At 63.9% G+C, this 25,051-nt stretch carries 33 protein-coding genes; 5 read left to right on the plus strand and 28 right to left on the minus strand.

Annotated features, from left to right (window positions below):
- Window positions 1–224 precede the first annotated feature (224 nt).
- Window positions 225–1,574: an IS701 family transposase gene (locus ACE10X_RS25710; RefSeq protein ID WP_304556539.1), complete on the plus strand. Its 1,350-nt coding sequence runs from the start codon at window positions 225–227 to the stop codon at window positions 1,572–1,574.
- A 36-nt stretch (window positions 1,575–1,610) separates the two neighbouring features.
- On the opposite strand, the gene ACE10X_RS25715 is transcribed toward ACE10X_RS25710, so the two are convergent.
- Both ACE10X_RS25715 and ACE10X_RS25720 read right to left on the minus strand, forming a co-directional pair.
- Window positions 1,611–2,945, minus strand: coding sequence for a replication-associated recombination protein A (locus tag ACE10X_RS25715; protein WP_375763037.1), 1,335 nt, complete (start codon window positions 2,943–2,945; stop codon window positions 1,611–1,613).
- Window positions 2,946–2,968: 23 nt separating this feature from the next.
- Window positions 2,969–4,327, minus strand: a complete 1,359-nt coding sequence (locus ACE10X_RS25720) for a DegQ family serine endoprotease (protein ID WP_085970519.1) — start codon at window positions 4,325–4,327, stop codon at window positions 2,969–2,971.
- 341 nt (window positions 4,328–4,668) lie between these two features.
- Here ACE10X_RS25720 and ACE10X_RS25725 point away from each other — a divergent pair, with 341 nt between their 5' ends.
- Window positions 4,669–6,267, plus strand: a complete 1,599-nt coding sequence (locus ACE10X_RS25725; protein ID WP_304557807.1) for an OprO/OprP family phosphate-selective porin — start codon at window positions 4,669–4,671, stop codon at window positions 6,265–6,267.
- A 504-nt stretch (window positions 6,268–6,771) separates the two neighbouring features.
- On the opposite strand, the gene ACE10X_RS25730 is transcribed toward ACE10X_RS25725, so the two are convergent.
- Complete coding sequence (locus ACE10X_RS25730; protein ID WP_038383095.1) at window positions 6,772–7,152, minus strand: helix-turn-helix domain-containing protein; 381 nt, start codon at window positions 7,150–7,152, stop codon at window positions 6,772–6,774.
- Window positions 7,153–7,270: 118 nt separating this feature from the next.
- On the opposite strand from ACE10X_RS25730, the gene ACE10X_RS25735 reads away from it, so the two are divergent.
- From ACE10X_RS25735 to ACE10X_RS25745, 3 genes are all read left to right on the plus strand, one after another.
- Complete coding sequence (locus ACE10X_RS25735) at window positions 7,271–8,284, plus strand: zinc-binding alcohol dehydrogenase family protein (protein WP_375763038.1); 1,014 nt, start codon at window positions 7,271–7,273, stop codon at window positions 8,282–8,284.
- Window positions 8,285–8,474: 190 nt separating this feature from the next.
- Window positions 8,475–9,554, plus strand: a complete 1,080-nt coding sequence (locus ACE10X_RS25740) for a phosphotransferase (protein WP_038383097.1) — start codon at window positions 8,475–8,477, stop codon at window positions 9,552–9,554.
- A 69-nt stretch (window positions 9,555–9,623) separates the two neighbouring features.
- Window positions 9,624–10,751: a hypothetical protein gene (locus ACE10X_RS25745; RefSeq protein ID WP_375763039.1), complete on the plus strand. Its 1,128-nt coding sequence runs from the start codon at window positions 9,624–9,626 to the stop codon at window positions 10,749–10,751.
- Between the two features lie 102 nt (window positions 10,752–10,853).
- Here the strand turns inward: ACE10X_RS25745 and ACE10X_RS25750 are convergent, their stop codons facing one another.
- The 25 genes from ACE10X_RS25750 to rplB form a co-directional block, all read right to left on the minus strand.
- Entirely contained in the window at window positions 10,854–11,150 is a 297-nt protein-coding gene (locus tag ACE10X_RS25750; RefSeq protein ID WP_038383099.1) for a DUF1330 domain-containing protein, read from the minus strand.
- Window positions 11,151–11,156: 6 nt separating this feature from the next.
- Complete coding sequence (locus tag ACE10X_RS25755; RefSeq protein ID WP_038383100.1) at window positions 11,157–11,951, minus strand: SDR family NAD(P)-dependent oxidoreductase; 795 nt, start codon at window positions 11,949–11,951, stop codon at window positions 11,157–11,159.
- Window positions 11,952–12,242: 291 nt separating this feature from the next.
- Window positions 12,243–12,659, minus strand: a complete 417-nt coding sequence (gene rplQ / locus ACE10X_RS25760) for a 50S ribosomal protein L17 (RefSeq protein ID WP_038383101.1) — start codon at window positions 12,657–12,659, stop codon at window positions 12,243–12,245.
- A 208-nt stretch (window positions 12,660–12,867) separates the two neighbouring features.
- Window positions 12,868–13,899, minus strand: coding sequence for a DNA-directed RNA polymerase subunit alpha (locus ACE10X_RS25765; protein ID WP_035631062.1), 1,032 nt, complete (start codon window positions 13,897–13,899; stop codon window positions 12,868–12,870).
- A gap of 119 nt (window positions 13,900–14,018) precedes the next feature.
- Window positions 14,019–14,408, minus strand: a complete 390-nt coding sequence (gene rpsK, locus ACE10X_RS25770) for a 30S ribosomal protein S11 (RefSeq protein WP_006021048.1) — start codon at window positions 14,406–14,408, stop codon at window positions 14,019–14,021.
- A 114-nt stretch (window positions 14,409–14,522) separates the two neighbouring features.
- On the minus strand, window positions 14,523–14,891 hold the full coding sequence (gene rpsM, locus ACE10X_RS25775) for a 30S ribosomal protein S13 (protein WP_028339308.1): 369 nt from the start codon (window positions 14,889–14,891) through the stop codon (window positions 14,523–14,525).
- A gap of 189 nt (window positions 14,892–15,080) precedes the next feature.
- Window positions 15,081–15,965 (minus strand): adenylate kinase, encoded by an 885-nt coding sequence (locus ACE10X_RS25780; RefSeq protein WP_038383102.1) that lies wholly within the window; start codon window positions 15,963–15,965, stop codon window positions 15,081–15,083.
- 71 nt (window positions 15,966–16,036) lie between these two features.
- On the minus strand, window positions 16,037–17,371 hold the full coding sequence (secY, locus tag ACE10X_RS25785) for a preprotein translocase subunit SecY (protein ID WP_016843764.1): 1,335 nt from the start codon (window positions 17,369–17,371) through the stop codon (window positions 16,037–16,039).
- Between the two features lie 156 nt (window positions 17,372–17,527).
- Window positions 17,528–18,013 carry a 50S ribosomal protein L15 gene (gene rplO, locus ACE10X_RS25790; protein WP_028339310.1) on the minus strand — a complete coding sequence of 162 codons (486 nt, stop codon included), beginning with the start codon at window positions 18,011–18,013 and terminating at the stop codon, window positions 17,528–17,530.
- Window positions 18,014–18,034: 21 nt separating this feature from the next.
- The gene (gene rpmD / locus ACE10X_RS25795; RefSeq protein ID WP_028335461.1) at window positions 18,035–18,226 is read right to left on the minus strand and encodes a 50S ribosomal protein L30; all 192 of its coding nucleotides are present in this window, start codon (window positions 18,224–18,226) and stop codon (window positions 18,035–18,037) included.
- Between the two features lie 39 nt (window positions 18,227–18,265).
- On the minus strand, window positions 18,266–18,841 hold the full coding sequence (rpsE, locus tag ACE10X_RS25800; protein WP_016843761.1) for a 30S ribosomal protein S5: 576 nt from the start codon (window positions 18,839–18,841) through the stop codon (window positions 18,266–18,268).
- A 58-nt stretch (window positions 18,842–18,899) separates the two neighbouring features.
- A complete protein-coding gene (gene rplR, locus ACE10X_RS25805) occupies window positions 18,900–19,259 on the minus strand; it encodes a 50S ribosomal protein L18 (protein WP_016843760.1) in 360 nt (119 codons plus the stop codon).
- Window positions 19,260–19,270: 11 nt separating this feature from the next.
- Entirely contained in the window at window positions 19,271–19,804 is a 534-nt protein-coding gene (gene rplF, locus ACE10X_RS25810) for a 50S ribosomal protein L6 (RefSeq protein WP_016843759.1), read from the minus strand.
- Between the two features lie 14 nt (window positions 19,805–19,818).
- A complete protein-coding gene (rpsH, locus tag ACE10X_RS25815; RefSeq protein ID WP_018272133.1) occupies window positions 19,819–20,217 on the minus strand; it encodes a 30S ribosomal protein S8 in 399 nt (132 codons plus the stop codon).
- A 15-nt stretch (window positions 20,218–20,232) separates the two neighbouring features.
- Window positions 20,233–20,538, minus strand: a complete 306-nt coding sequence (rpsN, locus tag ACE10X_RS25820; protein WP_016843757.1) for a 30S ribosomal protein S14 — start codon at window positions 20,536–20,538, stop codon at window positions 20,233–20,235.
- A gap of 45 nt (window positions 20,539–20,583) precedes the next feature.
- The gene (gene rplE, locus ACE10X_RS25825; RefSeq protein ID WP_016843756.1) at window positions 20,584–21,141 is read right to left on the minus strand and encodes a 50S ribosomal protein L5; all 558 of its coding nucleotides are present in this window, start codon (window positions 21,139–21,141) and stop codon (window positions 20,584–20,586) included.
- Window positions 21,134–21,448: a 50S ribosomal protein L24 gene (gene rplX / locus ACE10X_RS25830; protein ID WP_016843755.1), complete on the minus strand. Its 315-nt coding sequence runs from the start codon at window positions 21,446–21,448 to the stop codon at window positions 21,134–21,136. The genes rplE and rplX overlap by 8 nt, the downstream gene beginning before the upstream one ends.
- Complete coding sequence (gene rplN, locus ACE10X_RS25835) at window positions 21,448–21,816, minus strand: 50S ribosomal protein L14 (RefSeq protein WP_011473865.1); 369 nt, start codon at window positions 21,814–21,816, stop codon at window positions 21,448–21,450. The genes rplX and rplN overlap by 1 nt, the downstream gene beginning before the upstream one ends.
- Window positions 21,817–21,892: 76 nt before the next feature.
- Window positions 21,893–22,141, minus strand: coding sequence for a 30S ribosomal protein S17 (rpsQ, locus tag ACE10X_RS25840; protein WP_016843754.1), 249 nt, complete (start codon window positions 22,139–22,141; stop codon window positions 21,893–21,895).
- A gap of 10 nt (window positions 22,142–22,151) precedes the next feature.
- Window positions 22,152–22,358 carry a 50S ribosomal protein L29 gene (gene rpmC / locus ACE10X_RS25845; RefSeq protein ID WP_016843753.1) on the minus strand — a complete coding sequence of 69 codons (207 nt, stop codon included), beginning with the start codon at window positions 22,356–22,358 and terminating at the stop codon, window positions 22,152–22,154.
- A gap of 5 nt (window positions 22,359–22,363) precedes the next feature.
- Window positions 22,364–22,777: a 50S ribosomal protein L16 gene (gene rplP / locus ACE10X_RS25850; RefSeq protein ID WP_016843752.1), complete on the minus strand. Its 414-nt coding sequence runs from the start codon at window positions 22,775–22,777 to the stop codon at window positions 22,364–22,366.
- A gap of 30 nt (window positions 22,778–22,807) precedes the next feature.
- Window positions 22,808–23,509 (minus strand): 30S ribosomal protein S3, encoded by a 702-nt coding sequence (rpsC, locus tag ACE10X_RS25855; RefSeq protein ID WP_016843751.1) that lies wholly within the window; start codon window positions 23,507–23,509, stop codon window positions 22,808–22,810.
- A 20-nt stretch (window positions 23,510–23,529) separates the two neighbouring features.
- Window positions 23,530–23,916, minus strand: coding sequence for a 50S ribosomal protein L22 (rplV, locus tag ACE10X_RS25860; RefSeq protein WP_016843750.1), 387 nt, complete (start codon window positions 23,914–23,916; stop codon window positions 23,530–23,532).
- 10 nt (window positions 23,917–23,926) lie between these two features.
- A complete protein-coding gene (gene rpsS / locus ACE10X_RS25865; RefSeq protein WP_028335459.1) occupies window positions 23,927–24,205 on the minus strand; it encodes a 30S ribosomal protein S19 in 279 nt (92 codons plus the stop codon).
- 12 nt (window positions 24,206–24,217) lie between these two features.
- Window positions 24,218–25,051: a 50S ribosomal protein L2 gene (gene rplB / locus ACE10X_RS25870; RefSeq protein ID WP_038383103.1), complete on the minus strand. Its 834-nt coding sequence runs from the start codon at window positions 25,049–25,051 to the stop codon at window positions 24,218–24,220.

A 25,051-nucleotide genomic window follows, 5' to 3' on the forward strand; every position in this document is an offset into this window, starting at 1 on the left:
GCAACTGGTCCTCGCCGATATGATCGGCCGTCGCAAAGGAAAGTTCTAGAGCAAGGGCAGCTTCTGGCCCTTCTCGGAGGTCCGACAACGTCCGCTTTCGCGCCTTTCTTGGGGGACAAGCGGAGATCGATTCACGCGGTTAGTTTATAGGTACGCGGCCTAGCACTACTTTGGCAGATTGTTGGATTTCGGCTTTTTATTAGGATTCCCGAATCAATTTTTCAATGATTCATGGGTGGTCGGCTCTTGGAGGGCTGACCATGGCGGAATGGGAAGACGAACTCGAACGCTGGCTGATGCCGTTCTTGGACCGGTTGGGTCATAAGACGCGGCAGCGGATGTGTCCCCTGTACGTTGCGGGATTGATCGGTCCTGGCGATCGCAAGAGCATTCAGCCGATGGCAGAACGCCTCGCAACCGGCAACTACGATCAGCTGCACCATTTCATTGCCGATGGTGTCTGGGACGCGTCAGCGCTGGAATCTGAGTTGCTCAACCAGGCCGACCGGCTTGTCGGCGGCAACGATGCGGTGCTGGTTATTGATGACACCGCGATCCCGAAGAAGGGTGAACGTTCGGTTGGTGTTGCAGCTCAATATGCATCGGCTCTCGGCAAAACGGCAAATTGCCAAACGCTGGTGTCTTTGACGCTTGCGCGAGGTGAAGTGCCGGTGATGGTCGCGTTGCGTCTTTTTCTACCCGACAGTTGGACGAGCGACCTGTCTCGTCTAAAGCGCGCTCGCGTGCCGGTCGAACACCGAACGGCACGGTCCAAGCCGGAAATTGCTTTGGCCGAGATTGACCGCGCGATGGCAGCCAACGTGCGCTTTGGATGTGTGCTGGCGGATGCAGGATACGGGCTCAGCGCGCCGTTTCGACAAGGGCTAACGGCACGCGGGCTGGCCTGGGCCGTCGGCATCCCTCGGCATCTCAAGGTGTATCCGGTCAATGTGAAGCTCATTTGGCCGATTACCAAAGTCCGCGGGAAACCACGAAAGCACCACGTACCAGATATCTTATCGATTGCGGCAGAACACATGCTGGCCAGCGCCAAATGGAAAACCGTGAGTTGGCGCAGCGGGACGAAAGGTCGGCTGAAAGCCCGATTTGCTGCTCTCCGTGTCCGCACCGCCGACGGCCCTCCGCAGCGGATTTGGGACAAGGGTCAGCAGCATCTCCCAGGCGACGAGGCCTGGCTCATTGGCGAGCAACGAGCCTCGGGGGAGAAGAAATACTATCTCGCCAATCTCCCTGCGGCGACGGATCTGCGCACACTGGCCGCCACTATCAAGGCAAGATGGGTTTGTGAGCAGGCGCATCAGCAGTTGAAGGAGGAGCTTGGACTTGATCACTTCGAAGGGCGATCATGGCAGGGTCTTCATCGCCACGCCCTGATGACAATGATTGCCTACGCCTTCCTGCAACATCGCCGCCTCGCATACGCGGGGCGGAAAAAAAAGAATCAACGGGCCTCCGCCTCAGCCAACCATGCCCGCCGTGCGTCACGCCATCGTCGATCTCATCCTTCGGCCACCGTCTCAACGGTGTCCATACTGCCGAAAACAAATCCTTGAAAAACACCGGCGCAAACAGATTCTGCCAAAGTAGTGCTAGCTCCCGCCGCGCTCCTTGCGCAGCCGCGCCCAATAGTCCAGGCGCTTGCGGATCTCGCGCTCGAAGCCGCGATCGGGCGGATCGTAGAAGGTCTGGCGGCCCAGCGCTTCCGGGAAATAGTCCTGGCCGGAGAATGCGTCCGGCGTGTCGTGATCGTACTGATAGCCGGAGCCGTAGCCCTCCGACTTCATCAGCTTGGTCGGAGAATTCAGGATGTGTTTTGGCGGCAGCAGCGAGCCGCCCTGCTTTGCGGTCTGCATCGCGGCGCCAAACGCGGTGTAGACCGCGTTCGATTTCGGTGCGGTGGCGAGATAGACCACGGCCTGCGCGATCGCGAGCTCACCCTCCGGCGAGCCGAGGAAGTCGTAGGCATCCTTGGCGGCGTTGCAGACCGCCAGCGCCTGCGGATCGGCAAGGCCGATGTCCTCGACCGCCATGCGCACCACGCGCCGCGCCAGGAACAGCGGGTCCTCGCCGGCATCGAGCATACGTGCGAGATAATACAGTGCCGCATCCGGATCGGAGCCGCGCACCGACTTGTGCAGCGCCGAGATCAGATTGTAGTGACCGTCGGCCGACTTGTCGTAGATCGGGGCACGGCGTTGCAGGATGGCCTGCAACTGCTCGGCGTTGAACACCTCGCCCTTGCGGGCGGCGCGCCAGACCTCTTCGGCCAATGTCAGCGAGGCGCGGCCGTCACCATCGGCCATCCGCACCAGCACGGCGCGGGCTTCCGCATCGAGCGGCAGCTGCTTGCCCTCGATCTTCTCGGCATTGGCAAACAGCTTCTCGATCGCCGCCGTATCGAGCGAGTGAAACACCAGCACGCGGGCGCGCGACAAAAGCGCCGCATTGAGCTCGAAGGACGGATTCTCCGTGGTGGCGCCGACCAGAACCACCGTGCCGTCCTCCATCACGGGCAGGAAGGAATCCTGCTGCGCACGGTTGAAGCGATGCACCTCGTCGACGAACAGCAGCGTGCCCTTGCCGGTCTCGCGGCGGGCACGTGCGGCATCGAACACCTTCTTGAGATCGGCGACGCCGGAGAACACCGCGGAGATCTGCTCGAAATGCAGCTCGGTGGCATCGGCCAGAAGCCGCGCCACGGTGGTCTTGCCGGTGCCGGGCGGTCCCCAGAACACCAGCGAGCCCAGCGTGCGCGTCTCCAGCATCCGCGTCAGCGCGCCGTCGGGGCCGAGGATGTGATCCTGGCCGACGACATCGGCCAGCGTGCGCGGCCGCAGCCGATCCGGCAGCGGGTGCGGCGCGTCCTGCTCCATCCCCGCCGCAGCGAACAGGTTGCTGGCCCCCCGCGGTTGCTTAGCGCTCATCCTTGGAGCTCATCCCTGGGGCCTCATCCGCCGAGCGTCACGTTGATCTGCTGGCCGCCGCGCACCAGCGTGATGCGCCAGACCCGCGACCCGGTCTTCGAGGCCTTCTCGAGGTCGCTGGTCCGCGCAATCTTCTCGTTGTTGACCGCGAGGATGATGTCGCCCTTCTGGAAGCCGACATTGGCAGCGGTGCCGTCATCGGCGAGCTCGGTGACCACGACGCCTTCGGCGCCGGCGTCGAGATGCAGCTCATCGGCCAGCGCCGGCGAGATATTGGCGACCCTGGCGCCCTGGAACGGCGAGCGCGCGGTCAGCACGATCTCGTCGCGGTTGGTATCGGGCGCGGTCTCCAGCGGCACGGTGAGCTTCACCGGCTTGCCGGCGCGCTGCACCTCGATCTCCGCGTTGCCGCCGAGCGGACGGGTCGCGAAGCGGTAGTCGAACGCGTTGGGATCGTCGATCGGCGTGCCGTCGATCCCCACGATCAGGTCGGAGAGCTTGAGCCCGGCCTTCGCCGCCGGGCTGTTTGGCGCGACATTGGCGACCAGCGCGCCAGACGGCAGCTTCAGTCCCAGCGTCTCCGCGATCTCAGGCGTGACCGCCTGCAGCCGCGCGCCGAGCCATGGCCGCTTCACCGCCTTGCCGCCGCTCTTGGCGGAGGCCACTACCACCCGCACCATGTTGGCGGGAATCGCAAAGCCGATGCCCTGCGAGCCGCCGGAGCGGGAGAAGATCGCGGTGTTGATGCCGGCGAGCCGGCCGGTCATGTCGACCAGCGCGCCGCCCGAATTGCCGGGATTGATCGCCGCGTCGGTTTGAATGAAGAATTGATAATCCGTGATCCCGACTTGAGTGCGTGCCAGAGCCGAGATGATGCCGTGCGTCACGGTCTGGCCGACGCCGAACGGATTGCCGATCGCCAGCACGACGTCACCGACCAGCAGCTGGTCGGAATTGGCAAAGTCGAGCGTTGCGAATTTTTCCTTGTTGGTGTTCTTCAGCCGCAGCACCGCAAGGTCGGTGCGGCTGTCCTTCAGCACGATCTCCGCCTCGTATTCGCGCTTGTCGGCGAGCGAGACCTTCACCTGGTCGGCGCCCTCGATCACGTGATTGTTTGTGACCACAAGCCCGGAGCCGTCGACCATCACGCCGGAGCCGAGCGAGCGCTGCATCTGCTCGGGCTGCTGTCCCGGCACGCCGAAGAACCGGCGAAAAATCGGATCGTCCAGGAATGGATTGCGGTTCTGCACGGTCTTGGCGGCGTAGACATTGACCACCGCCGGCTGCACCCGCTGCACGATCGGCGCATAGGACAATTGCAGCTCGGCCTGCGAGGACGGCACGCGGCGCTCCTGGGCCGCGGCAGCGGAAAGATTCCCCATGAAGGCCAACGTGCAGAGAGCGGATACGGCAGCAAAACGGACGGGTCGGAGCATTCTCACCTCTCGTGGAAACGCCGGAATATAGGCGTGTTCGCCGGGCAATTGAAGGGCGCCGGGCCGGATAACTGGCCCCCCGCCGGACCGGTGCACAACCCGTGGCCACCGCGTTGAAGCGCGCCGCCAAGCTTCTATGATGGCTGTCATCTCACTGCGCCGCTCCGCTTGTTGCCTGCGGATCACAAGCGGAACTGCGATGCCCGGAAGCAGTGTCGTGCGTCAGTCACGATACGCTCCTAGGACCGTTCAGTGAGTGGGGACTTCAAACACAACAGGGGTGCACAATGGGTGCGACAAAAGTTGGTGCAATCGCCATCGGCCTGGCAGGGGCGCTCGCCGCCTCGCCGGCCTATTCACAATCGGCCGGAGGCGGCAGCGATGCGGAGATCGCGCTGCTGAAGCAGCAGCTGAAGATGCTCGAGCAGAAGCTCGACAGACTGCAGAAGCAGACCAACGCCAATACCGCAACCGCGGCCAGCGCAAACGCCAATGCGAAGGCGGCGGACGCCAGGGCCGCGCGGGTGGCGAGCGCCAACGCCGCGATCCCGGTGAAGGGCCCGGTCGCGCCGTCCGGCGTCGTGGTGACGATGCCGAACAACCGGCCGACGATCTGCACCGCGGACGAACAGAACTGCGTTGCGATCACGAGCCGCGTGCACTGGGATGTCGGCGGCTACGACTATCGTCCGAACACCGCAGGCACCTCGCCGCAGAAGCTCGACAGCGGTGAGAACGTCCGCCGCGCGCGCATCGGCATCGTCGGCAAATTCTTCGGCGACTGGAATTACTCGCTGATCTACGATTTCGGCGGCTCGTCCGACGGCTTCGGCGGCGCGGCGCCGGGATCGCTGCCCGGCGGCGGAACCTCGGGCATCGAGAACGCGTATCTGAGCTACACCGGCTTCAAGCCGTTCGGCGGCAAGATGGCGATCGAAGGCGGCATCATGGACGTGCCGTGGACACTCGACGAAGCGACCAGCTCCAACGACATCCTGTTCATGGAGCGCGCCTCGGTCGGCATCATCGCACAGAACATCGCCGCCGGTGACTTCCGTTCGGCCGCCGGCACCCGCTGGTGGAACGACCAGTTCTGGATCGGCGGCTATGTCACCGGACCGACGTCGGGCGCCATCCACTCCGCGTCCTCGGCCTCGCCGGCCGGCACATCCGAGCAGTATGGCGGGGTCATTCGCGTCGCCGGCAATCCGATCAGCGGCAAGAACTATTCGGTGCATATCGGCGCCGATGCGGAATGGCTGGTGCAGCCGCCGCGCAACCAGCTCACGCAGGCGCAGACGCTCACGCTCAGCGACCGGCCCGAGCTGCGCATCGATCCGACGACGCTGATCTCGACCGGTGCGATCGCCAACGTCTCCGGCGCGCAGGTCTACGGCGTCGAGGCGGCAGCGACCTATGGCCCGTTCATCGCGCAGGGCGAATATTACTGGTTCAATGTCGATCGCTCCGCGAACACCGGACTGCCGCCGTTCGGCGCGCCGAGCCTGAAGTTCGACGGCGGTTACGCGCAGGTCGGCTACGTGCTGACCGGCGAGAACCACGCCTACAATCCGGCGACGGCCTCCTACGGCGGTATCAAGCCGCATGATCCGTTCTCGCTCGCCGGCGGCGGCTGGGGCGCCTGGGAAATCGCCGGCCGCGTCAGCACAATGGACCTCAACGATCAGATCGCGCAGGCGGTCGGCATCGCGGGCGGACGGCAGACCGTCTACACCGCCGCGCTGAACTGGTACGTCAACAACAACGTCCGCTTCATGCTGAACTACCTGCACGGCGATATCGCCAAGCAGGCCTCGGCGACTTCGACTGCGGACGTCGGTTCGAAGTTCGACGCGGTCGCGCTGCGTACGCAGGTTGCGTTCTGAGCCGATCTGATCTGGCGTCGACAAGCAAACGGCCGGGGCATTGCTCCGGCCGTTTTTGTTGCTCTGGAATGCGTGAAATGATCGAGCCGTAGCGGCATCGAAACTGCGTTCCCTCTCCTGCTTGCGGGGGAGGGCTATCGCATTTCGTGGCGGTGTCCTCGTGGCCATCCTTCGAGACGCCCGCCTTCGGCGGGCTCCTCAGGATGAGGTCTTGTTTTGCGGCACAATAGTAGACCCTCATGGTGAGGAGCGCCGCTTGCGGCGCGTCTCGAACAACGAGGCCAAGCACTGCGCGGTCGCCAAGGGGCATATGCGATAGCCCTGCGCTTGCGGGGGAAAGGTTGGAGTGGCGGCTCTCTCCACGAGTCACATTGTGGAAAGAGCCCCCACCCGCATCGCATAAGATGCGATGCGACCTAAGAGCAAGCTCCGCTTGTCTCGACCCCGCAAGCGGGAGAGGTGCAGCGGAGTTTGCCGCACGACCAGTTCAACTGCACCTCAGCCCTAGGCCGCGCGCTTCGCCTTCTTCACAACGACCTCCGGCGCCGGCGCGCAGGACAGCCGCTCCTGATGGCCCTCGCCCCAGGCCTTCAAAATATCGATCACCGGGCGCAGGCTCTCGCCGAGTTCGGAAAGCGTGTATTCGACCCGCGGCGGCACTTCGGCATAGACCTTGCGGATCACGAGGCCATCGTCCTCGAGCGCGCGCAGCTGCTTGGTCAGCATGCGCTGGGTGATACCGGGCATCCGCTTCCGCAGCTCGCCGAACCGCTGGGTGCCGGCCTGCAAGTGGTACAGGATCACGCCCTTCCATTTGCCGTCGATCAGGTCCAGCGCCGCCTCGACCGCGCAGCCCGGCCGGCGCGCAAAATTCTGCCGTTTCATCGGATATTTCCCAACAGTATACAAACAGGGACTAGTTCCCTGTTTTTACAGTACTTGCCAAAAGGACGCCAGCGCGACAGGTAAGACGGCAGGCAATCGCCCACCACGGAGACCAGGCATGAAGGCCGTCGGATACCAAAAATCGCTGCCGATCGAGGCGGCGGATTCGCTCGTCGATTTCGAGATCGCCAAGCCCGAGCCGAAGGGGCGCGACGTCCGCGTCGCGGTGAAGGCCATCTCGGCCAATCCGGTCGACTACAAGGTGCGCAAGCGCGCGGCGCCGACCGACGGCGGCTACAAGATCCTCGGCTTCGACGCGGCCGGCGTGGTCGACGCGGTCGGGCCCGACGTCTCGCTCTTCAAGCCCGGCGACGATGTGTTCTACGCGGGCTCGATCCTGCGCCAGGGCACCAATTCGGAATTTCACCTGGTCGACGAGCGCATCGTCGGCAACAAGCCGGCGTCGCTGTCCTTCGCGCAGGCCGCCGCCCTGCCCCTGACCTCAATCACCGCGTGGGAACTGCTGTTCGACCGGCTCGGTGCGGTGCCGGGCAAGAGCCTCGATCCGCGCACGCTGCTGATCACCGGCGGCGCCGGCGGTGTCGGCTCGATCCTGATCCAGCTTGCGCGCCGACTCACCGGGCTGACCGTGGTCGCGACCGCAACGCGGCCGGAGTCGCAAAAGTGGTGCCGCGATCTCGGCGCCCATGCGGTGATCGACCATTCGCAGCCGATGAAGGAGCAGATCGAGAAGCTCAAGCTGCCGCCGGTCGGCCTCGTCGCCAGCCTCACCTTCACCGACCAGCACTACAAGTCGATCGCCGACTTCATCGCGCCGCAGGGCAAGTTCGGCCTGATCGACGATCCGCCGGAGTTCAACGTCGCCGCGTTCAAGGGCAAGGCGGTGTCGGTGCACTGGGAATCGATGTTCACGCGTTCCTCGTTCCAGACGCCTGACATGATCGCGCAGCATCATCTGCTCAACGATGTCGCCGACCTGATCGACAAGGGCGTGCTGCGCACCACGCTCGACCAGACCTTTGGTACCATCAACGCCGCGAACCTCAAGCGCGCCCACGCTTTGCTGGAAAGCGGCAAGTCGCGCGGCAAGATCGTGCTGGAAGGCTGGTAAGTCTCCTAACGTCTGCTTCCTCATGCCCGGGGGGCAATATCCCGGGCATGATATCCCCACAGGCCCGCCGCGGCTTTTGCCAAAGCCACGGCATCGCCTGTATGATTTCCGCAACGATCACCCCGTCCTCAATCTAACCGCGCAAGACGGCTGGAGCGGTGGTGACGCCCACGGGGATGGGAGGAAACCGATGAATTTGCTCACGGCCGATCCGTCGCGGATCGATCCGGAGTGGATGACGCGGGCGCTGCGCGAAGCCGGTGTGATCGACCAGGTCAGGGTCGTCGATCTCGCGTGCAAGCCGGTCGGCAATGGCCTCGTCGGCGACAGTTATCGATTTCACCTGACCTATGACGGCGATGAGCCAAACACGCCCGCGAGCGTGGTCGGCAAATTCCCGGCAGCGGATCCCGACAGCCGCCACTCCGGTTCCGCGCACACGCTTTACGTCCGCGAGGTCGCGTTCTATCGCGAGCTGGCGGCGACCGTCGCCATTCACACCCCGCGGCCGATTCTCGCCGAAATCGATCCGGCGACCGACGACTTCACCCTGATCCTGGAGGACCTGGCGCCGGCGCGCGCGGGTGATCAGCTCGCCGGATGCGTGATCGCGGACTGCCTGACGGCGATGCGTGAGGCCGCCGCGCTGCATGCACCACGCTGGAACGACCCGAGCCTCGATGCGGTGCAATGCTTCGCGGTGGCCGCAAGCCGGCGCAGAGACCTTCGCGCGGTGCTGCCCGGCATCATCGGTCACTACAAGGAGCGATATCGCGGCGTGATCGAGCCGGAATTCCTTGATCTGATCGACCGGCTTCCGGACGCGCTATTGTGCTACCAGTCCGATCGATCGGCGCCGCGAACCCTGCAGCACGCGGATTTCCGGCTCGACAACATGCTGTTCGACGTCCGCGGCAATACCCATCCGATGGCGACGCTGGACTGGCAGACGCTGACAGTGGGCCCAGGAATCGTCGACGTCGCTTATTTCCTCTCGGCCGGCATCGACCCGATCGAACGGCGGCTTCATGAAGCCGACCTTGTGCGGTTCTATCATTCGGAACTGATCCGGCGCGGCGTGCGGGACTATGACTGGGATCGTTGCTGGCGGGATTACCGGCGCTACACGCTGCATGGCATCATGATGGGCGTGGTCTCCGCCCTCAGCGTGCAGCGCTCCGAGCGCGGCGACGCGCTGTTCCTGAAAATGACCCGCGGCGCCTGCGCGCAAGCGCTGGACCACGACAGTTTTTCATACTGGCAGGACTAGGGCGTTTTCGAGCGAACCGTATAGCGGTTCGCGTGCGGAAAGCGCGTCAGGACAGCGAAAGGGATCGGCGTGCTCAACAAACTGGACGACTTCCCCATCCACCAGACGCCGGAGCCGATCGCGGTTCCTTCGACCAGCGACCGCAATGTCTATGACCGGACCTGGTTCAATGGCTACGCCGCCGACGGCGCGTATTATTTCGGCATCGGCATCGCGATCTACCCGCACCGCAAGATCCTCGATTGTGCCTTCAGCGTCGTGGAACGCGGCGGGCGGCAGCACTGCTTTTACGGTTCGCGGCGGGCCCCGCTCGAGCGCACCGAGATGCAGGTCGGTCCATTCAGGCTCGAGGTCATCGAGCCGATGCTGCGGACCCGCGTCGTGCTCGACGACAATGCGACGGGCCTCGCCTGCGACTTGACCTTCTCCGCGCGCACCGCCGCGATCCAGGAAGCGCGCCAGACGCTTTGGTCGGGCGGCCGCCGCGCGATGGATTCGACCCGGTTCGACCAGTTCGGCCGCTGGAGCGGCGTCATCAGCCACCCCGACGGCGGGATCAAGGTCGACGATCGCACCTGCTACGGCACCAAGGATCGCTCCTGGGGCGTGCGCAATGTCGGCGAACGCGACGTCGGAGGCGCGCCGATGCCGCCGCCGAGCGTGTTCTTCCTCTGGGCGCCGCTGGTCTGGGACGACCACATCTCGCACGCGATCTTCTTCGACGGGACGCAGGGCGAGGCGCTGGTCCGCGAGGGCATCACCGCGCCGCTCTACCGAAGCGAGGCCGAGATCCCCGGCGTGGTCGACGGTCTCGATCGCCGCATGGCGACCGCGCGGCATCGCGTCAAATACGTGCCGAACACCCGGCTCGCGCAGTCGGCCGAAATCGACCTCGTCGATATCGACGGCCACACCACGACCATCGCGCTCGACCCGATCCTCAAATTCCAGATGAAGGGCCTCGGCTACGGCCATCCGCAATGGGGCCAGGGCATGTGGAGGGGCGAGTTCGAGATCGGCGGCGAATCGTTCGATCCTGCCACGCTCGACCCGCTGGCCCGCGAAAATGTGCACGTGCAGCAGGTGGTCCGCGCCCGCCAGGGCGGCCAGACCGGAATTGGCGTGCTGGAGCAGATTTGCTTCGGCCCCTACCGTCCCGCAGGCTTCAGCGAATTCCTGGACGGCGCGAAGGGATAGCTAGAGCGTTTTCGAGCGAAGTGGATACCGGTTCGCGTGAAGAAAACGCGTCAAAACAAGAATCTAGAGCCCCGTTCCGATTCCATCGGAACGGGAAAAGCTCTAGATCGGCGGCACGCCCTCGACGAACAGAAGGCGTCGCTCCAGCGCGGTTGCGCGAAGCTTCAACGCTTCGGCGTATTCCGGTGACGCGTACCATTCACGCAGGCGCGCCATGGTCGGAAATTCGACGATGACGATCGCGTTCGGTGGTGGACCGCCCTCCACCACTTCAGCCGCGCCGCCGCGCACGACGTAGCGCCCGCCATATTGTGCGATGGTGTTCGCCGCAAGCGTCCGATAGGCCTCGAATGCCGCGGCGTCGCGCATCTCGACCTCGGAAATCACATAGGCCGGCATACGGCCTCATGCGATGGTGTTGACGATGCCGCCCTCGGCGCGCAGCGCGGCGCCGTTGGTCGCGGATGCCTGCTTGGAGCAGACATAGACCACGAGATTGGCGATCTCCTCGGTGCTGGCAAAGCGCTGCAGCAGCGAGGTCGGGCGGTGCTGCTTGACGAAGTTGGATGCCGCCTCCTCGACCGACTGGCCGTTCTGCTTGGCGAGATCCTTGACGAAGGTCTCGACGCCTTCGGACATCGTCGGTCCGGGCAGCACCGAGTTGACGGTGACGGCGGTGCCCTTGGTCAGCTCGGCGAGCCCGCGCGCGATCGCAAGCTGCGCGGTCTTGGTCATGCCGTAATGGATCATCTCCGTGGGGATGTTGAGGCCGGATTCCGAGGAGATGAAGACGATGCGACCCCAGTTGCGCTTCAGCATGCCCTGCATGTAGCCGCGCGACAACCGGACGCCCGACATCACGTTGACCTCGAAGAAGCGGCTCCAGTCCTCGTCGGGAATGTCGAAGAACGGCTTCGGCTCGAAGATGCCGGCGTTGTTGACGAGGATGTCGACCTCGGGCAGCGCCGCGAGCAGCGCCTTGCAGCCCGCCGCGGTCGAGACATCTGCGGCAATGCCGCGGACCTTTGCGCCGGGTACGGCCTTCCCGATCGCGGCAACCGCGGCATCGACCTTGCCCTGGCCGCGGCCATTGACCACGACCTCGGCGCCGGTTTCGGCCAGGCCCTTGGCGATGGCGTTGCCGATGCCCGCCGTGGAGCCGGTTACCAGCGCAGTCTTTCCGGAAAGGTCGATTTTCATCTGTCATCTCCATTGATGTCGATGAGATATCGGGCGCGGCACGATGCACCGCAATTGTGTCTCACCGATGCGTGACGAAATAGAACACACCTCGTCGTCCTGGCGAAAGCCAGGACCCATTACCACCGCAGGTGATTATGAGAAGGATTTGAGCCCCAGCGTCGCGCAACAATTTAGAGTTGGGGTAATGGGTCCTGGCTTTCGCCAGGACGACGGGGATGGAGCGCGGCCGTCAAATAAAAACGGCGCCCGAAGGCGCCGTCCTCAAAAATCTGGCTCGGTAAGCGAGGCTTACGCCGCCTCGGCTTCCTTGTCCTGCGTCGGACCGGAGTCCTGGCCCTTGGCGTCGACGTCGCGGTCGACGAACTCGATCACGGCCATCGCCGCGTTGTCGCCGTAGCGGAAGCCGGCCTTGATGATGCGGGTGTAGCCGCCCTGGCGGTCCTTGTAGCGGGTCGCCAGCGTGTCGAACAGCTTCTTGACCTGGTCGACGTCGCGCAGCTCCGAAATCGCCTGGCGGCGCAGGGCGAGGCCGCCCTTCTTGCCGAGGGTGACGAGCTTCTCGGCGATCGGCCGCAGCTCCTTGGCCTTCGGCAGCGTGGTGACGATCTGCTCGTGCTTGATCAGCGCGGCCGCCATGTTGGCGAACATCGCACGCCGGTGCTCGGCGGTGCGGTTGAGCTTCCGATGAACCTTGCCGTGACGCATTGACTTCTTCCTTCTTCAATTCTGCCGCGGTGGTTCAGCGACAAGTTTTGCAGGTGGGCATCCTGCGTTCGCCCGCAAAAGCGCAACGTCGCGCTTTTGCTACTTGGTTTGGGCATGATCCTCGCCGGAAAACCGCTGCGCACTTTTCCGGGATCGCGCCTCAAAAAATCGTGGCCGGAAGTTTTCCGGCCACGACGGTGAAAACGGATCAGTAGTGATCCTCGAAGCGCTTGGCGAGCTCGTCGATGTTCTCCGGCGGCCAGCCCGGCACTTCCATGCCGAGGTGCAGACCCATCTGGGCCAGCACTTCCTTGATCTCGTTCAGCGACTTGCGGCCGAAGTTCGGGGTGCGGAGCATTTCCGCTTCCGACTTCTGCACGAGGTCGCCGATGTAGACGATGTTGTCGTTCTTCAGGCAGTTTGCCGAACGCACCGACAGCTCGAGCTCGTCGACCTTCTTGAGGAACGCCGGGTTGAACGCGAGATCGGGGATGATCTCCTGCGTGACTTCCTTGCGCGGCTCTTCGAAGTTGACGAACACGTTGAGCTGATCCTGCAGGATGCGCGCGGCATAGGCCACCGCGTCCTCCGGCGTGATCGCGCCGTTGGTCTCGATCGTCATGGTCAGCTTGTCGTAGTCGAGGATCTGGCCCTCACGGGTGTTCTCGACCTTGTAGGAGACCTTGCGGACCGGCGAGAACAGGCTGTCGACCGGGATCAGGCCGATCGGAGCATCCTCGGGACGGTTGCGCTCGGCGGCGACATAGCCCTTGCCGGTCGTGACCGTGAACTCCATGCGGATCTCGGCGCCGTCGTCCAGCGTGCAGAGCTGCAGGTCGGGGTTGAGCACGGTGACATCGCCGACGGTCTGGATGTCGCCGGCGGTGACGGCGCCCGGGCCCTGCTTCTTCACGACCATGCGCTTCGGGCCTTCGCCCTGCATCTTGATCGAGATGTCCTTGATGTTGAGGACGATGTCGGTGACGTCTTCACGGACACCGGCGATCGAGGAGAACTCGTGCAGCACGCCGTCGATATGCACCGACTGCACCGCCGCGCCCTGCAGCGAGGACAACAGGATGCGGCGCAGCGCGTTACCGAGCGTCTGGCCGAAGCCACGCTCGAGCGGCTCGGCGACCACGGTGGCGAACCGGCTCGCGTCCGAGCCCGGCGTCACCTGCAGCTTGTTCGGTCGAATGAGTTCTTGCCAATTTTTCTGGATCGTCACTGTTTCACCCATTTGCCGGTCACAGGGCCAAATCGAATGGCCGAACCCGGCGTTGGAGATCGCGGATCAGTCCGCGCGGTCAATTCCAAAAACCATCGCAAGGCGGCCAGAGGCCGCCCGCGACTTACAGATCAAACACGCCGACGCTTGCGCGGACGGCAGCCATTGTGCGGGATGGTGGTCACGTCGCGGATCGAGGTGACGGTGAAGCCCGCAGCCTGCAGCGCGCGGAGCGCCGACTCACGGCCCGAACCCGGGCCGGCCACTTCAACCTCGAGCGTGCGCATGCCGTGTTCCTGCGCCTTCTTGGAGACGTCTTCGGCCGCGACCTGCGCGGCGTAGGGGGTCGACTTGCGCGAGCCCTTGAAGCCCATGGTGCCGGCCGACGACCAGGCGATGGTGTTGCCCTGCGCGTCGGTGATGGTGATGGTCGTGTTGTTGAACGACGAATTCACGTGCGCGATGCCGGAGGCGATGTTCTTGCGTTCGCGGCGGCGTACGCGGGTGGCTTCCTTGCCCATTTCAAACCTTTCCTGTGATCTCGACGCCGCCGTAGTGCCAGCGGCTACACCTCAAAACGCAAATGGCGAGTAGCGAATTTCAATTCGCTACTCCCCACCTGCAATTCGCAAAACTTACTTCTTCTTGCCGGCGATCGCCTTGGCCGGCCCCTTGCGCGTGCGCGCATTGGTGTGAGTGCGCTGGCCGCGCACCGGCAGACCGCGGCGATGACGCAGACCGCGGTAGCAGCCGAGGTCCATCAGCCGCTTGATGTTGATGCCGACCTCACGACGGAGGTCGCCCTCGACCAGATAGTCGCGGTCGATGACTTCGCGGATCTGCAGGACCTCCTGGTCGGTCAACTGGTTGACGCGACGGTCCAGCGGGATCTTGACCTTCTCCACGATGTCGGCCGCGTGCTTCTGGCCGATGCCATGGATGTACTGAAGCGCGATCAGGACACGCTTGTTGGTAGGAATGTTGACGCCGGCAATACGGGCCACGGACTTCTCTCCTGTCGCCGATCCATCACGGATACGGGCTTCTCGAGTTCTTGCTCTCTCGGGCTTGTGTCCACAAACGCGAACACGACGCCCTCCCCTCATGTCCTTCGGGGCCCGGCATCGTCATAAAACTATCCAACTTGGATGCGGGGCTTATTAAAGGATTCATGTCGGTTTCGTCAACCGCTCCTAGCGTTTAGCTCGCTTTTTCGTGAGCTTTTTTGCCGCCTTTTTGGCGGTCTTTGCTCCCTTGCGGGCTGTCGCGGCGTGGGCGGCCGTCTTTACCGCCTTCTTCGCGGCTTTCTTCACGGTTTTCTTGGCCGCTTTGGCCTTGGAGGGCGCCTTGGCATCCTTCCGGGCCGATTTGGCGGCCTTTTTGGCTGGTTTAGCTGCCTTCCTGGCCGGCTTCTTGCTGGCCTTCATGGCGGCCTTGGCGGCCTTTTTAGCCGCCTTCGGGGCGTGATCCTCGTGATCCTTCGGTTCCAGCGCGCCGAGCGCAGTCAGGATCCGGTTGATCTCGCGGGTGACGTGCTCGATGGTCATCATGCCATCGACCGTCAGGAGCTTCCGCCGCTCCGAATAATAGTGAATCAGCGGCTCCGTCAGGGAACGGTACTGCGCCAAGCGCTTGGTCAGCACCTCCGGCGTGTCGTCGAGGCGGACTTCCTCACCGCGCGCGCGGGTTTCCTCGGCACGCTTCTCAACGCGGGCGAGCAGCGCGCTCTCGTTGACGCGGAGCTCAACCACCGCATCGAGCTTGAGGTGCTTTTTCCGGAGCAGATCGTCGAGCGCCGCGGCCTGCGGCACGGTGCGCGGGAAGCCGTCGAGAATGAAGCCCTTCTTGGCATCGGGCTCCTCGATTCGGTCGGCGATGATTCCCACCACGACCTCGTCGGGAACCAGGCCGCCATTGGCCATGATCTCCTTGGCCTGCAAGCCGATCGGCGTGCCCGCGGCAACCGCAGCACGCAACATCTCACCGGTCGAGAGCTGGACGATGCCGTGCTTGTGCACCAGCCGCTGCGCCTGGGTTCCCTTGCCCGAGCCCGGCGGCCCCAAAAGGATCAATCTCATTTCTGTTTCGCCCCCCGGCTAGGTGGGCGACGTCCGCACACCTGTGTTTTGAATTCGAAGCCGAGCCGCGATCAGCGGCGGCGGCCTCCCCTGAGCTTCGACTTCCTGATCAGCCCTTCATACTGATGAGCGAGCAGATAGCCCTGCACCTGCGACACCGTATCCATCGTCACGCTGACGACGATCAACAGCGAGGTGCCGCCAAAGTAGAACGGGACCGATGCGTAGGAAATCAGAATTTCAGGAATCAGGCAGACGATCGCGAGATAGACCGCGCCGAGCACCGTGATGCGCGACAGCACATAGTCGATGTACTCGGCGGTGCGCTCGCCGGGCCGGATGCCGGGGATGAAGCCGCCGTGCTTCTTCAGATTGTCCGCGGTCTCGGTCGGGTTGAACACGATCGCGGTGTAGAAGAATGCGAAGAACACGATCAGTGCGAGATACATGAACAGGAACAGCGGCCGGCCATGGCTGAGCTGGGTCGTGATCCACTGGAACCATTCCGGCCCCTTGCCGGCGTTGAAGTTCGCGACCGTGGTCGGCAGCAACAGCAGCGACGAGGCAAAGATCGGCGGAATCACGCCCGAGGTGTTGAGCTTGAGCGGCAGATGCGAGGACTGGCCCTCGAACATCTTGTTGCCGACCTGACGCTTCGGATACTGGATCAAAAGCCGGCGCTGCGCGCGCTCCATGAACACGATGAAGGCGATCACGGCGACCGCCATGACGATGACGATCAGGATCAGGCCGGTCGACATCGCGCCCTGGCGGCCGAGCTCCAGCATGTTGGCGAGCGCCGACGGCAATTCGGCGACGATGCCGGCCAGGATGATCAACGAAATGCCGTTGCCGATGCCGCGCGAGGTGATCTGCTCGCCGAGCCACATCAGGAACATGGTGCCGCCGGTCAGCGTGATCGCGGTCGAGATCCGGAAGAACATGCCGGGGTCGCTGACGACATTGCCGGCGCCTTCGAGGCCGATCGCGATGCCATAGGACTGGAACAGCGCCAGGATCACCGTCAGATAGCGCGTGTACTGGTTCAGCGTCTTGCGGCCCGCCTCGCCTTCCTTCTTGAGCGCCTCGAGCTGCGGCGACACGGTCGTCAGAAGCTGCACGATGATCGATGCCGAGATGTACGGCATGATGTTCAGCGCGAAGATCGCCATGCGGTGGATGCCGCCGCCGGCGAACATGTTGAACATGCCGAGGATGCCGCCGGACTGGCTGCGGAACACCTGCTCCCAGATGTTGGGATCGATGCCGGGCAGCGGGATGTAGGTGCCGAGCCGATAAACAAGCAGCGCACCCAGGGTGAACCAGATGCGCTTCTTCAGCTCGTCGGCTTTCGCCAGCTGTCCGAAATTGAGGTTGGCGGCAAGTTGTTCGGCTGCTGAGACCATGGTTCGGCTTTCTCCCGGAGCCCACTTCGCCGGCGCCCCCAAGGGGATCAATTCCCTGGGCGCCGGCAGACACCGGACATTATCTGGTGCTCGGCCTCGATAAGTCCATCATTCGATCTGCGGATTGCCCGCGCGTCGCGGGCGATGACGCAGATGTTACGCCGCCTCGCCTTCTTCCTTGGCGGGGGCCAGGATCTTGACCGAGCCGCCGGCCTTCTCGACCGCGGCAATGGCCGACTTGGAAGCGCCGTGCACCTCGATGGTCAGCTTGGTCTTGATCTCGCCGCGGCCGAGCAGCCGCAGGCCGTCCTTGGCGCGGCGCAGCACGCCCGCCTTCACCAGCGATTCGACGTTCACCGTCGCGCTCGCATCGACCAGCTTGTTGTCGATCGCTTCCTGCAGACGGTCGAGATTGATCTCGGCGAAGTCGAGCCGGAAGATGTTGTTGAAGCCGCGCTTCGGCAGACGGCGATGCATCGGCATCTGGCCGCCTTCGAAACCCTTGATGCGGACGCCCGAACGCGCGGTCTGGCCCTTGCCGCCGCGGCCCGAGGTCTTGCCCTTGCCGGAACCGATGCCACGGCCGACACGCATGCGCTTCTTGCGCGAGCCGGCGTTGTCGGCGATATCGCTGAGCTTCATCGCCCTTCTCCTTATCTCTGCTTACTCGCCGACGACGCGGACGAGATGCTGAACCTTGCTGATCATGCCGCGAACTTCAGGGGTATCCTGCAGCTCGGCAACCCGGCCGATCTTGTTGAGCTTGAGGCCGATCAGCGTCGAACGCTGCGAGTGATGGCGGCGGATTGCGCTGCCGATCTGCTCGACCTTGATGGTCTTGCTGGCCTTGGCCATGACAGTAACTCCGAATAGCGCTTCGAGAAGCGCGCGTTGTTATTCCGCCACCACTTCGGCGTCGCCGCCGACGCGGCGCGACTGCAGGGTGGAGACCTTGATGTTGCGGCGTGCCGCCACCGAGCGCGGCGAATCCTGATGCTTCAGCGCGTCGAACGTCGCGCGAACCATGTTGTAGGGATTCGACGAGCCGATCGACTTCGCCACCACGTCCTGGATGCCGAGCGTCTCGAACACCGCGCGCATCGGGCCGCCGGCGATGATGCCGGTACCGGCCGGAGCGGCACGCAGGTAGACGCGGCCGGCGCCGTGACGGCCGGCGATGTCGTGATGCAGCGTGCGACCCTCGCGAAGCGCGACGCGCGTCAGGTTGCGCTTCGCCGATTCGGTCGCCTTGCGGATCGCTTCCGGCACTTCGCGCGCCTTGCCGTGGCCGAACCCGACCCGGCCCTTCTGGTCGCCGATCACGACCAGCGCCGCAAAGCCGAAGCGCTTGCCGCCCTTGACGACCTTCGCCACGCGATTGATGTGGACGAGCTTGTCGACGAACTCGCTGTCGCGCTCCTCGCGCTCCCTGCTCCGTTCGCGTCCGCCGCGTTCGCGTTCACCTGCCATGGTGTTTTCCAATCTCTAGGAGGCCTTGCGCCTCTTTCCTCGTCATCGTTCGTAAAGTTTAGAAGCTCAATCCGCCTTCGCGCGCCGCATCCGCGAGCGCCTTGACGCGCCCGTGATAGATGTAGGCGCCGCGATCGAACACGACTTCCTTGACACCCTTCTGCGCCGCGCGCTCGGCGAGCAGCTTGCCGACCGCCTTCGCCGCATCGATGTCGGCGCCGGTCTTGCCGGCGTCGCGCATGGTCTTCTCCAGCGACGAGGCGGAAGCGAGCGTCTCGCCCTTCTGGTCGTCGATGACCTGGGCGTAGATGTGCTTGGACGAGCGGAACACCGACAGCCGCGGACGGCCGCCTGCCGAGCGGCGAAGCGCAAGGCGCACGCGCTGCTTGCGCCGGGCATTCGTAACCTTGAGTGACATGACCGGCTCCGTTACTTCTTCTTGCCTTCCTTGCGGAAGATGAATTCGTTGGCGTACTTCACGCCCTTGCCCTTGTAGGGCTCCGGCGGACGGTAGGCGCGGATCTCGGCGGCGACCTGGCCGACGCGCTGCGGATCGTTGCCGGTGATCGTGATCTCGGTCGGCTTCGGCACCGCGATGGTGATGCCTTCCGGGATCGCGTACACCACGTCGTGGCTGTAGCCGAGCGCGAGCTGCAGGTTCTTGCCCTGCATCGCGGCGCGGTAGCCGACGCCGGTGATCTCGAGCTTCCTCTCGAAGCCCTTGGTGACGCCCTCGACGAGGTTGGCGACCTGCGCGCGCGCGGTGCCGTACATCGCCTGCGCGCGGTTGGTCTTGACCCGCGGAGCGACCTTGACCTGGCCGTTCTCGAACTTCACCTCGACGTCGTCATGCACGACGAACTGAAGCTGGCCCTTCGGCCCCTTCACCTTGACGGTCTGGCCCTCGACGGTCGCCGTCACACCCGACGGGATCGCCACCGGCCTTTTGCCGATACGTGACATCGTAAAATCCTTCCTCAGAACACCGTGAAGAGAACTTCGCCGCCCACGTTGGCGTCGCGCGCCTGGTGGTCAGCCATGATTCCCTTCGGCGTCGACAACACCGAAATGCCGAGACCGTTGTTCACGCGCGGCAGGTTCTTCACCGAGGCGTAAACGCGGCGGCCCGGCTTCGACACCCGCTCGATCTCGCGGATGACGGGCTCGCCGTCGAAATACTTCAGCTCGATTTCGAGCTCGCTGCGGCCCGAGGCATGCTCGACGCTGGCGTAGCCGCGGATGTACCCCTCGGACTTCAGCACCTCGAGCACGTTTGCGCGCATCTTCGAGCCGGGGCTCGAGACCTTGGACTTGGAGCGCATCTGCGCGTTGCGGATGCGGGTGATGAGATCGCTGATCGGATCGTGCGTAGACATTGTTCCGACCCTCCCTTACCAGCTCGACTTCACGAGGCCGGGAACCAGGCCCTTGGAGCCGAGTTCACGCAGCGCGATGCGCGAGAGCTTGTTCTTGCGATAGTTCGAGCGCGGACGCCCGGTCAGCTCGCAACGGTTGCGGATGCGCGTCGGCGACGAGTTGCGCGGCATCTCGGCGAGCTTCAGCGTCGCCGCGAAGCGCTCTTCCATCGGCTTGGTCTTGTCGGCGATGATCGCCTTCAGCTTCTCGCGGCGCGGGCCGGCGTTCTTCGCCATCCGCTTGCGCCGGTTGTTCTTCTCGACTGAACTCTTCTTTGCCATGCTTGGCTCCTGGGTATCCGCGTTTGAGTGCTTTGGCTCAGCTACTCACTGCCGGAACGGGAAATTGAAAGCGGTCAACAAGGCACGCGCCTCGTCGTCGGTCTTGGCGGTGGTGCAGACCGTGATGTCCATGCCACGCGCTTCCGAGACCTTGTCGAAGTCGATCTCGGGGAAAATGATGTGCTCCTTGATGCCGAGCGAATAGTTGCCGCGGCCGTCGAAGCTCTTCGGGTTCAGGCCGCGGAAGTCGCGGACGCGGGGCAGCGCCACGTTCACCAGGCGGTCGATGAACTCGTACATATGGGTCTTGCGCAGCGTGACCTTGCAGCCGATCGGCTGGTTCTCACGCAGCTTGAACGTCGCGATCGCGATACGCGAATAGGTCACGATCGCCTTCTGGCCGGCGATCTGGGTCAGCTCGGCGGCGGCGGTCTCGGCCTTCTTGCGGTCGTTGACGGAGTCGCCCACGCCCATGTTGAGCACGACCTTGTCGAGGCGCGGCACCTGCATCACGTTGGCATAACCGAACTTCTCGGTCATCATGCCGCGGATCTTCTTGTCATACTCCGCGCGCAGACGCGGCGTGTAAGCTGTATCAGCCATCGATCTCTGCTCCCGAGCTCTTGGCAACACGAACCTTCTTGCCATCGGCCTGAATCTTGAACCCGATGCGGGTCGGCTTTCCGTCCTTGCCGACATAGGCAATGTTGGAAAGGTCGATCGGCATCTCCTTGGAGATGATGCCGCCTTCCTGGGTCTGGGTCTGCTTCTGGTGACGCTTCACCATATTGATGCCGCGAACGAGAGCCTTGTTCTCGTCCGGACGCACCTCGAACACCTCCCCGGTGCGACCCTTGTCGCGCCCGGTGAGCACCATCACCTTGTCGCCCTTGCGGATCTTGGCAGCCATCACAGCACCTCCGGCGCGAGCGAAATGATCTTCATGTGGTTCTTGGCGCGCAGCTCGCGCGGCACCGGCCCGAAGATACGGGTGCCGACCGGCTCGGACTGATTGTTGATCAGCACGGCGGCGTTGCGGTCGAAGCGGATGACCGAACCGTCGGCGCGGCGGATGTCCTTGCGGACCCGGACCACGACGGCCTTCATCACGTCGCCCTTCTTCACCTTGCCACGCGGAATGGCTTCCTTGATCGACACAACGATAACGTCGCCCACGGTGGCATAGCGGCGCTTGGAACCTCCAAGAACCTTGATGCACATGACACGGCGTGCGCCTGAATTATCGGCCACGTCGAGGTTGGTCTGCATCTGAATCATTGATGCACCTCGTCCTCTTTCTGCGCTTTAGCGCGCTCAAAATTTTCCCTGAATTCCCTCGGCCAGGCCGAAGTAATCAGGCCGTTTTCTTGTGTTCGCCCCGGACCACGGTCCAGCGCTTCAGCTTCGAGATCGGCTTCGATTCCTCGATCCAGACCATGTCGCCCGGCTTGAACTGGTTGTTCTCGTCGTGCGCGTGGTAGTTCTTGGAACGGCGGATCGTCTTCTTGTAGATCGGGTGGGTGAAGCGGCGATCGACGCGCACCACGATGGTCTTGGCTTGCTTGTCGCTGACGACCACGCCCTGCAGAGTACGTTTCGGCATAGCTGGCCCCTTACTTCTTCTTCGCGCGCTGCTGGGCAGCGATGGTCTTAATACGAGCGATATCGCGGCGGGCTTCCCGCATCCGCGAGGTGTTCTCCAGCTGCCCGGTGGCGCGCTGGAAACGCAGGTTGAAGCGTTCCTTCTTCAGATTCAGGATCGCGTCTTCCCGCTGGTCGTCGCTCATCGCGCGAATGTCTTCAACTTTCATCTCGGCCATGGCGATTACTCCGCAATGCGCGCAACGAAGCGCGTCTTGATCGGCAGCTTGGCGGCGGCGAGCGACAGCGCTTCCTTCGCGGTCTGCACCGGCACGCCGTCGATCTCGAACATCACGCGGCCCGGCTTGATCCGGACCACCCACAATTCCGGGGCACCCTTGCCGGAGCCCATCCGGACTTCGGCGGGCTTCTTCGACACCGGCACGTCCGGGAACACGCGGATCCAGACGCGGCCGGCGCGCTTCATGTGACGGGTCAGCGCGCGGCGGGCGGCTTCGATCTGACGGGCGGTGACGCGCTCAGGCTCCATCGCCTTCAGGCCGAACTGGCCGAACGCCAACGTCGCGCCAGAGGTCGCAACGCCGTGGATACGGCCCTTATGCGCCTTCCGGAACTTCGTTTTCTTAGGTTGCATCATGGCTTTAAGCCCTCAAATTCCTGCTTTGCCTCAAGCGGCGTCGCGGCGCGAACGCGGCGTGCTGTCGCCTTCGGCCATCTTCTTGTCCTGGGCCATCGGATCGTGCTCGAGGATCTCGCCCTTGAAGATCCAGACCTTGACGCCGCAGGTGCCGAAGGTCGTGAACGCGGTGGCAACGCCGTAGTCGACGTCGGCGCGCAGCGTGTGCAACGGCACGCGACCTTCGCGGTACCACTCCATGCGCGCGATTTCGGCGCCGCCGAGACGGCCCGAGCAGTTGATGCGGATGCCACCGGCACCGAGACGCATCGCCGACTGCACGGCGCGCTTCATGGCGCGGCGGAACGCGACGCGGCGCTCGAGCTGCTGGGCGATCGATTCAGCGACCAGGGTCGCGTCGAGCTCCGGCTTGCGGATTTCGACGATGTTGATCACGACGTCCGACGAGGTGATGTCGGCAACCTTCTTGCGCAGCTTGTCGATGTCGGCGCCCTTCTTGCCGATCACGACGCCCGGACGGGCCGAGTGGATCGTCACGCGGCACTTCTTGTGCGGACGCTCGATCACGATGCGGGCCACGGCCGCCTGCTTGAGCTCCTTGTGCAGGATCTCGCGGATCTTGACGTCCTCGTGCAGCAGCTTGCCGTATTCCTGCTTGCCGGCGAACCAACGGGAGTCCCAGGTCCGGTTGATGCCGAGACGCAGCCCGATTGGATTGATCTTTTGACCCATCGTCTTCTCCTGCGCCCTTCTTAGGCGCTTGCCTCGGCCTCGACCTGACGAACCACGATGGTCAGGTGCGAGAACGGTTTGAACACACGGCCCGAACGGCCACGGCCGCGCGGAGCAAAACGCTTCATCACGATGCCGTTGCCGACATGCGCCTCGGCGACGACCAGATCGTCAACCTCGAGGTCATGGTTGTTCTCGGCGTTCGCGATCGCCGATTCCAGGCACTTCTTGACGTCGACCGCGATCCGCTTGCGCGAGAACTGCAGGTCGGCGAGCGCAGCGGACGCCTTGCGGCCGCGGATCAGCTGCGCCACCAGGTTGAGCTTCTGCGGGCTGACGCGCAGCATGCGGGCGACGGCCTTGGCCTCATTGTCCGCGAGGCTACGTTCGCGCTTTGGTTTGCTCATCGGTTAATCCTCAAGCCTTCTTGGCTTTCTTGTCGCCCGAATGGCCGTGGAAGGTCCGGGTCGGCGAGAACTCGCCGAACTTGTGACCCACCATTTCCTCGTTGATTGCCACCGGCACGTGCTTGTGGCCGTTATAGACACCGAACGTCAGGCCGACGAACTGCGGCAGGATGGTCGAGCGGCGGCTCCAGATCTTGATGACGTCGTGACGGCCGGACGAGCGCGCGGCATCTGCCTTCTTGAGCAGAGAACCCTCGACGAACGGGCCTTTCCAGACTGAACGAACCATGTCCGGCGTTCCTTACTTCTTCCGCTTGTGGCGGCTGAGGAGAATGAATTTGTTGGTCGACTTGTTGGTGCGGGTCTTCTTGCCCTTGGTCGGCTTGCCCCACGGAGTGACCGGGTGACGACCGCCCGAGGTACGACCTTCACCACCGCCGTGCGGGTGATCGATCGGGTTCATGACGACGCCGCGGTTGTGCGGACGCCAGCCGAGCCAGCGGGTACGACCGGCCTTGCCGATCGAGATGTTCATGTGATCCGGGTTCGAGACCGCGCCGATCGTGCCGCGGCAACGGCCGTGCACCAGACGCTGCTCGCCCGAGTTCAGGCGGATGATCACGTAGTCCTGGTCGCGGCCGACAATCTGGGCGTAGGTGCCGGCGGAGCGCGCCAGCTGGCCGCCCTTGCCGATCTTCAGCTCGATGTTGTGCACGATCGTGCCGACCGGCATGTTGCCGAGCGGCATGACGTTGCCCGGCTTGACGTCGACATAGTTGCCGGCGACGACGGTGTCGCCCGCCGCCAGACGCTGCGGCGCCAGGATGTAGGCCAGTTCACCGTCCTGATACTTGATCAGCGCGATGAAGGCGGTGCGGTTCGGATCATACTCGAGCCGTTCCACGACCGCCGGCACGTCCACCTTGTCGCGGCGGAAGTCGACGGTGCGGTAGGCCTTCTTGTGGCCGCCGCCGCGGAAACGCACGGTGATGCGACCGGTGTTGTTGCGACCGCCGTTGCTGAGCTTGCCCTCGGTCAGGGTCTTCACCGGCTTGCCCTTGTAGAGCGCCGAACGATCGACCATGACCAGCTGGCGCTGGCCCGGCGTCGTGGGATTGTAGGTTTTCAATGCCAT

The organism is Bradyrhizobium sp. Pha-3 (assembly GCF_042258325.1).
GTDB lineage: Bacteria > Pseudomonadota > Alphaproteobacteria > Rhizobiales > Xanthobacteraceae > Bradyrhizobium > Bradyrhizobium elkanii.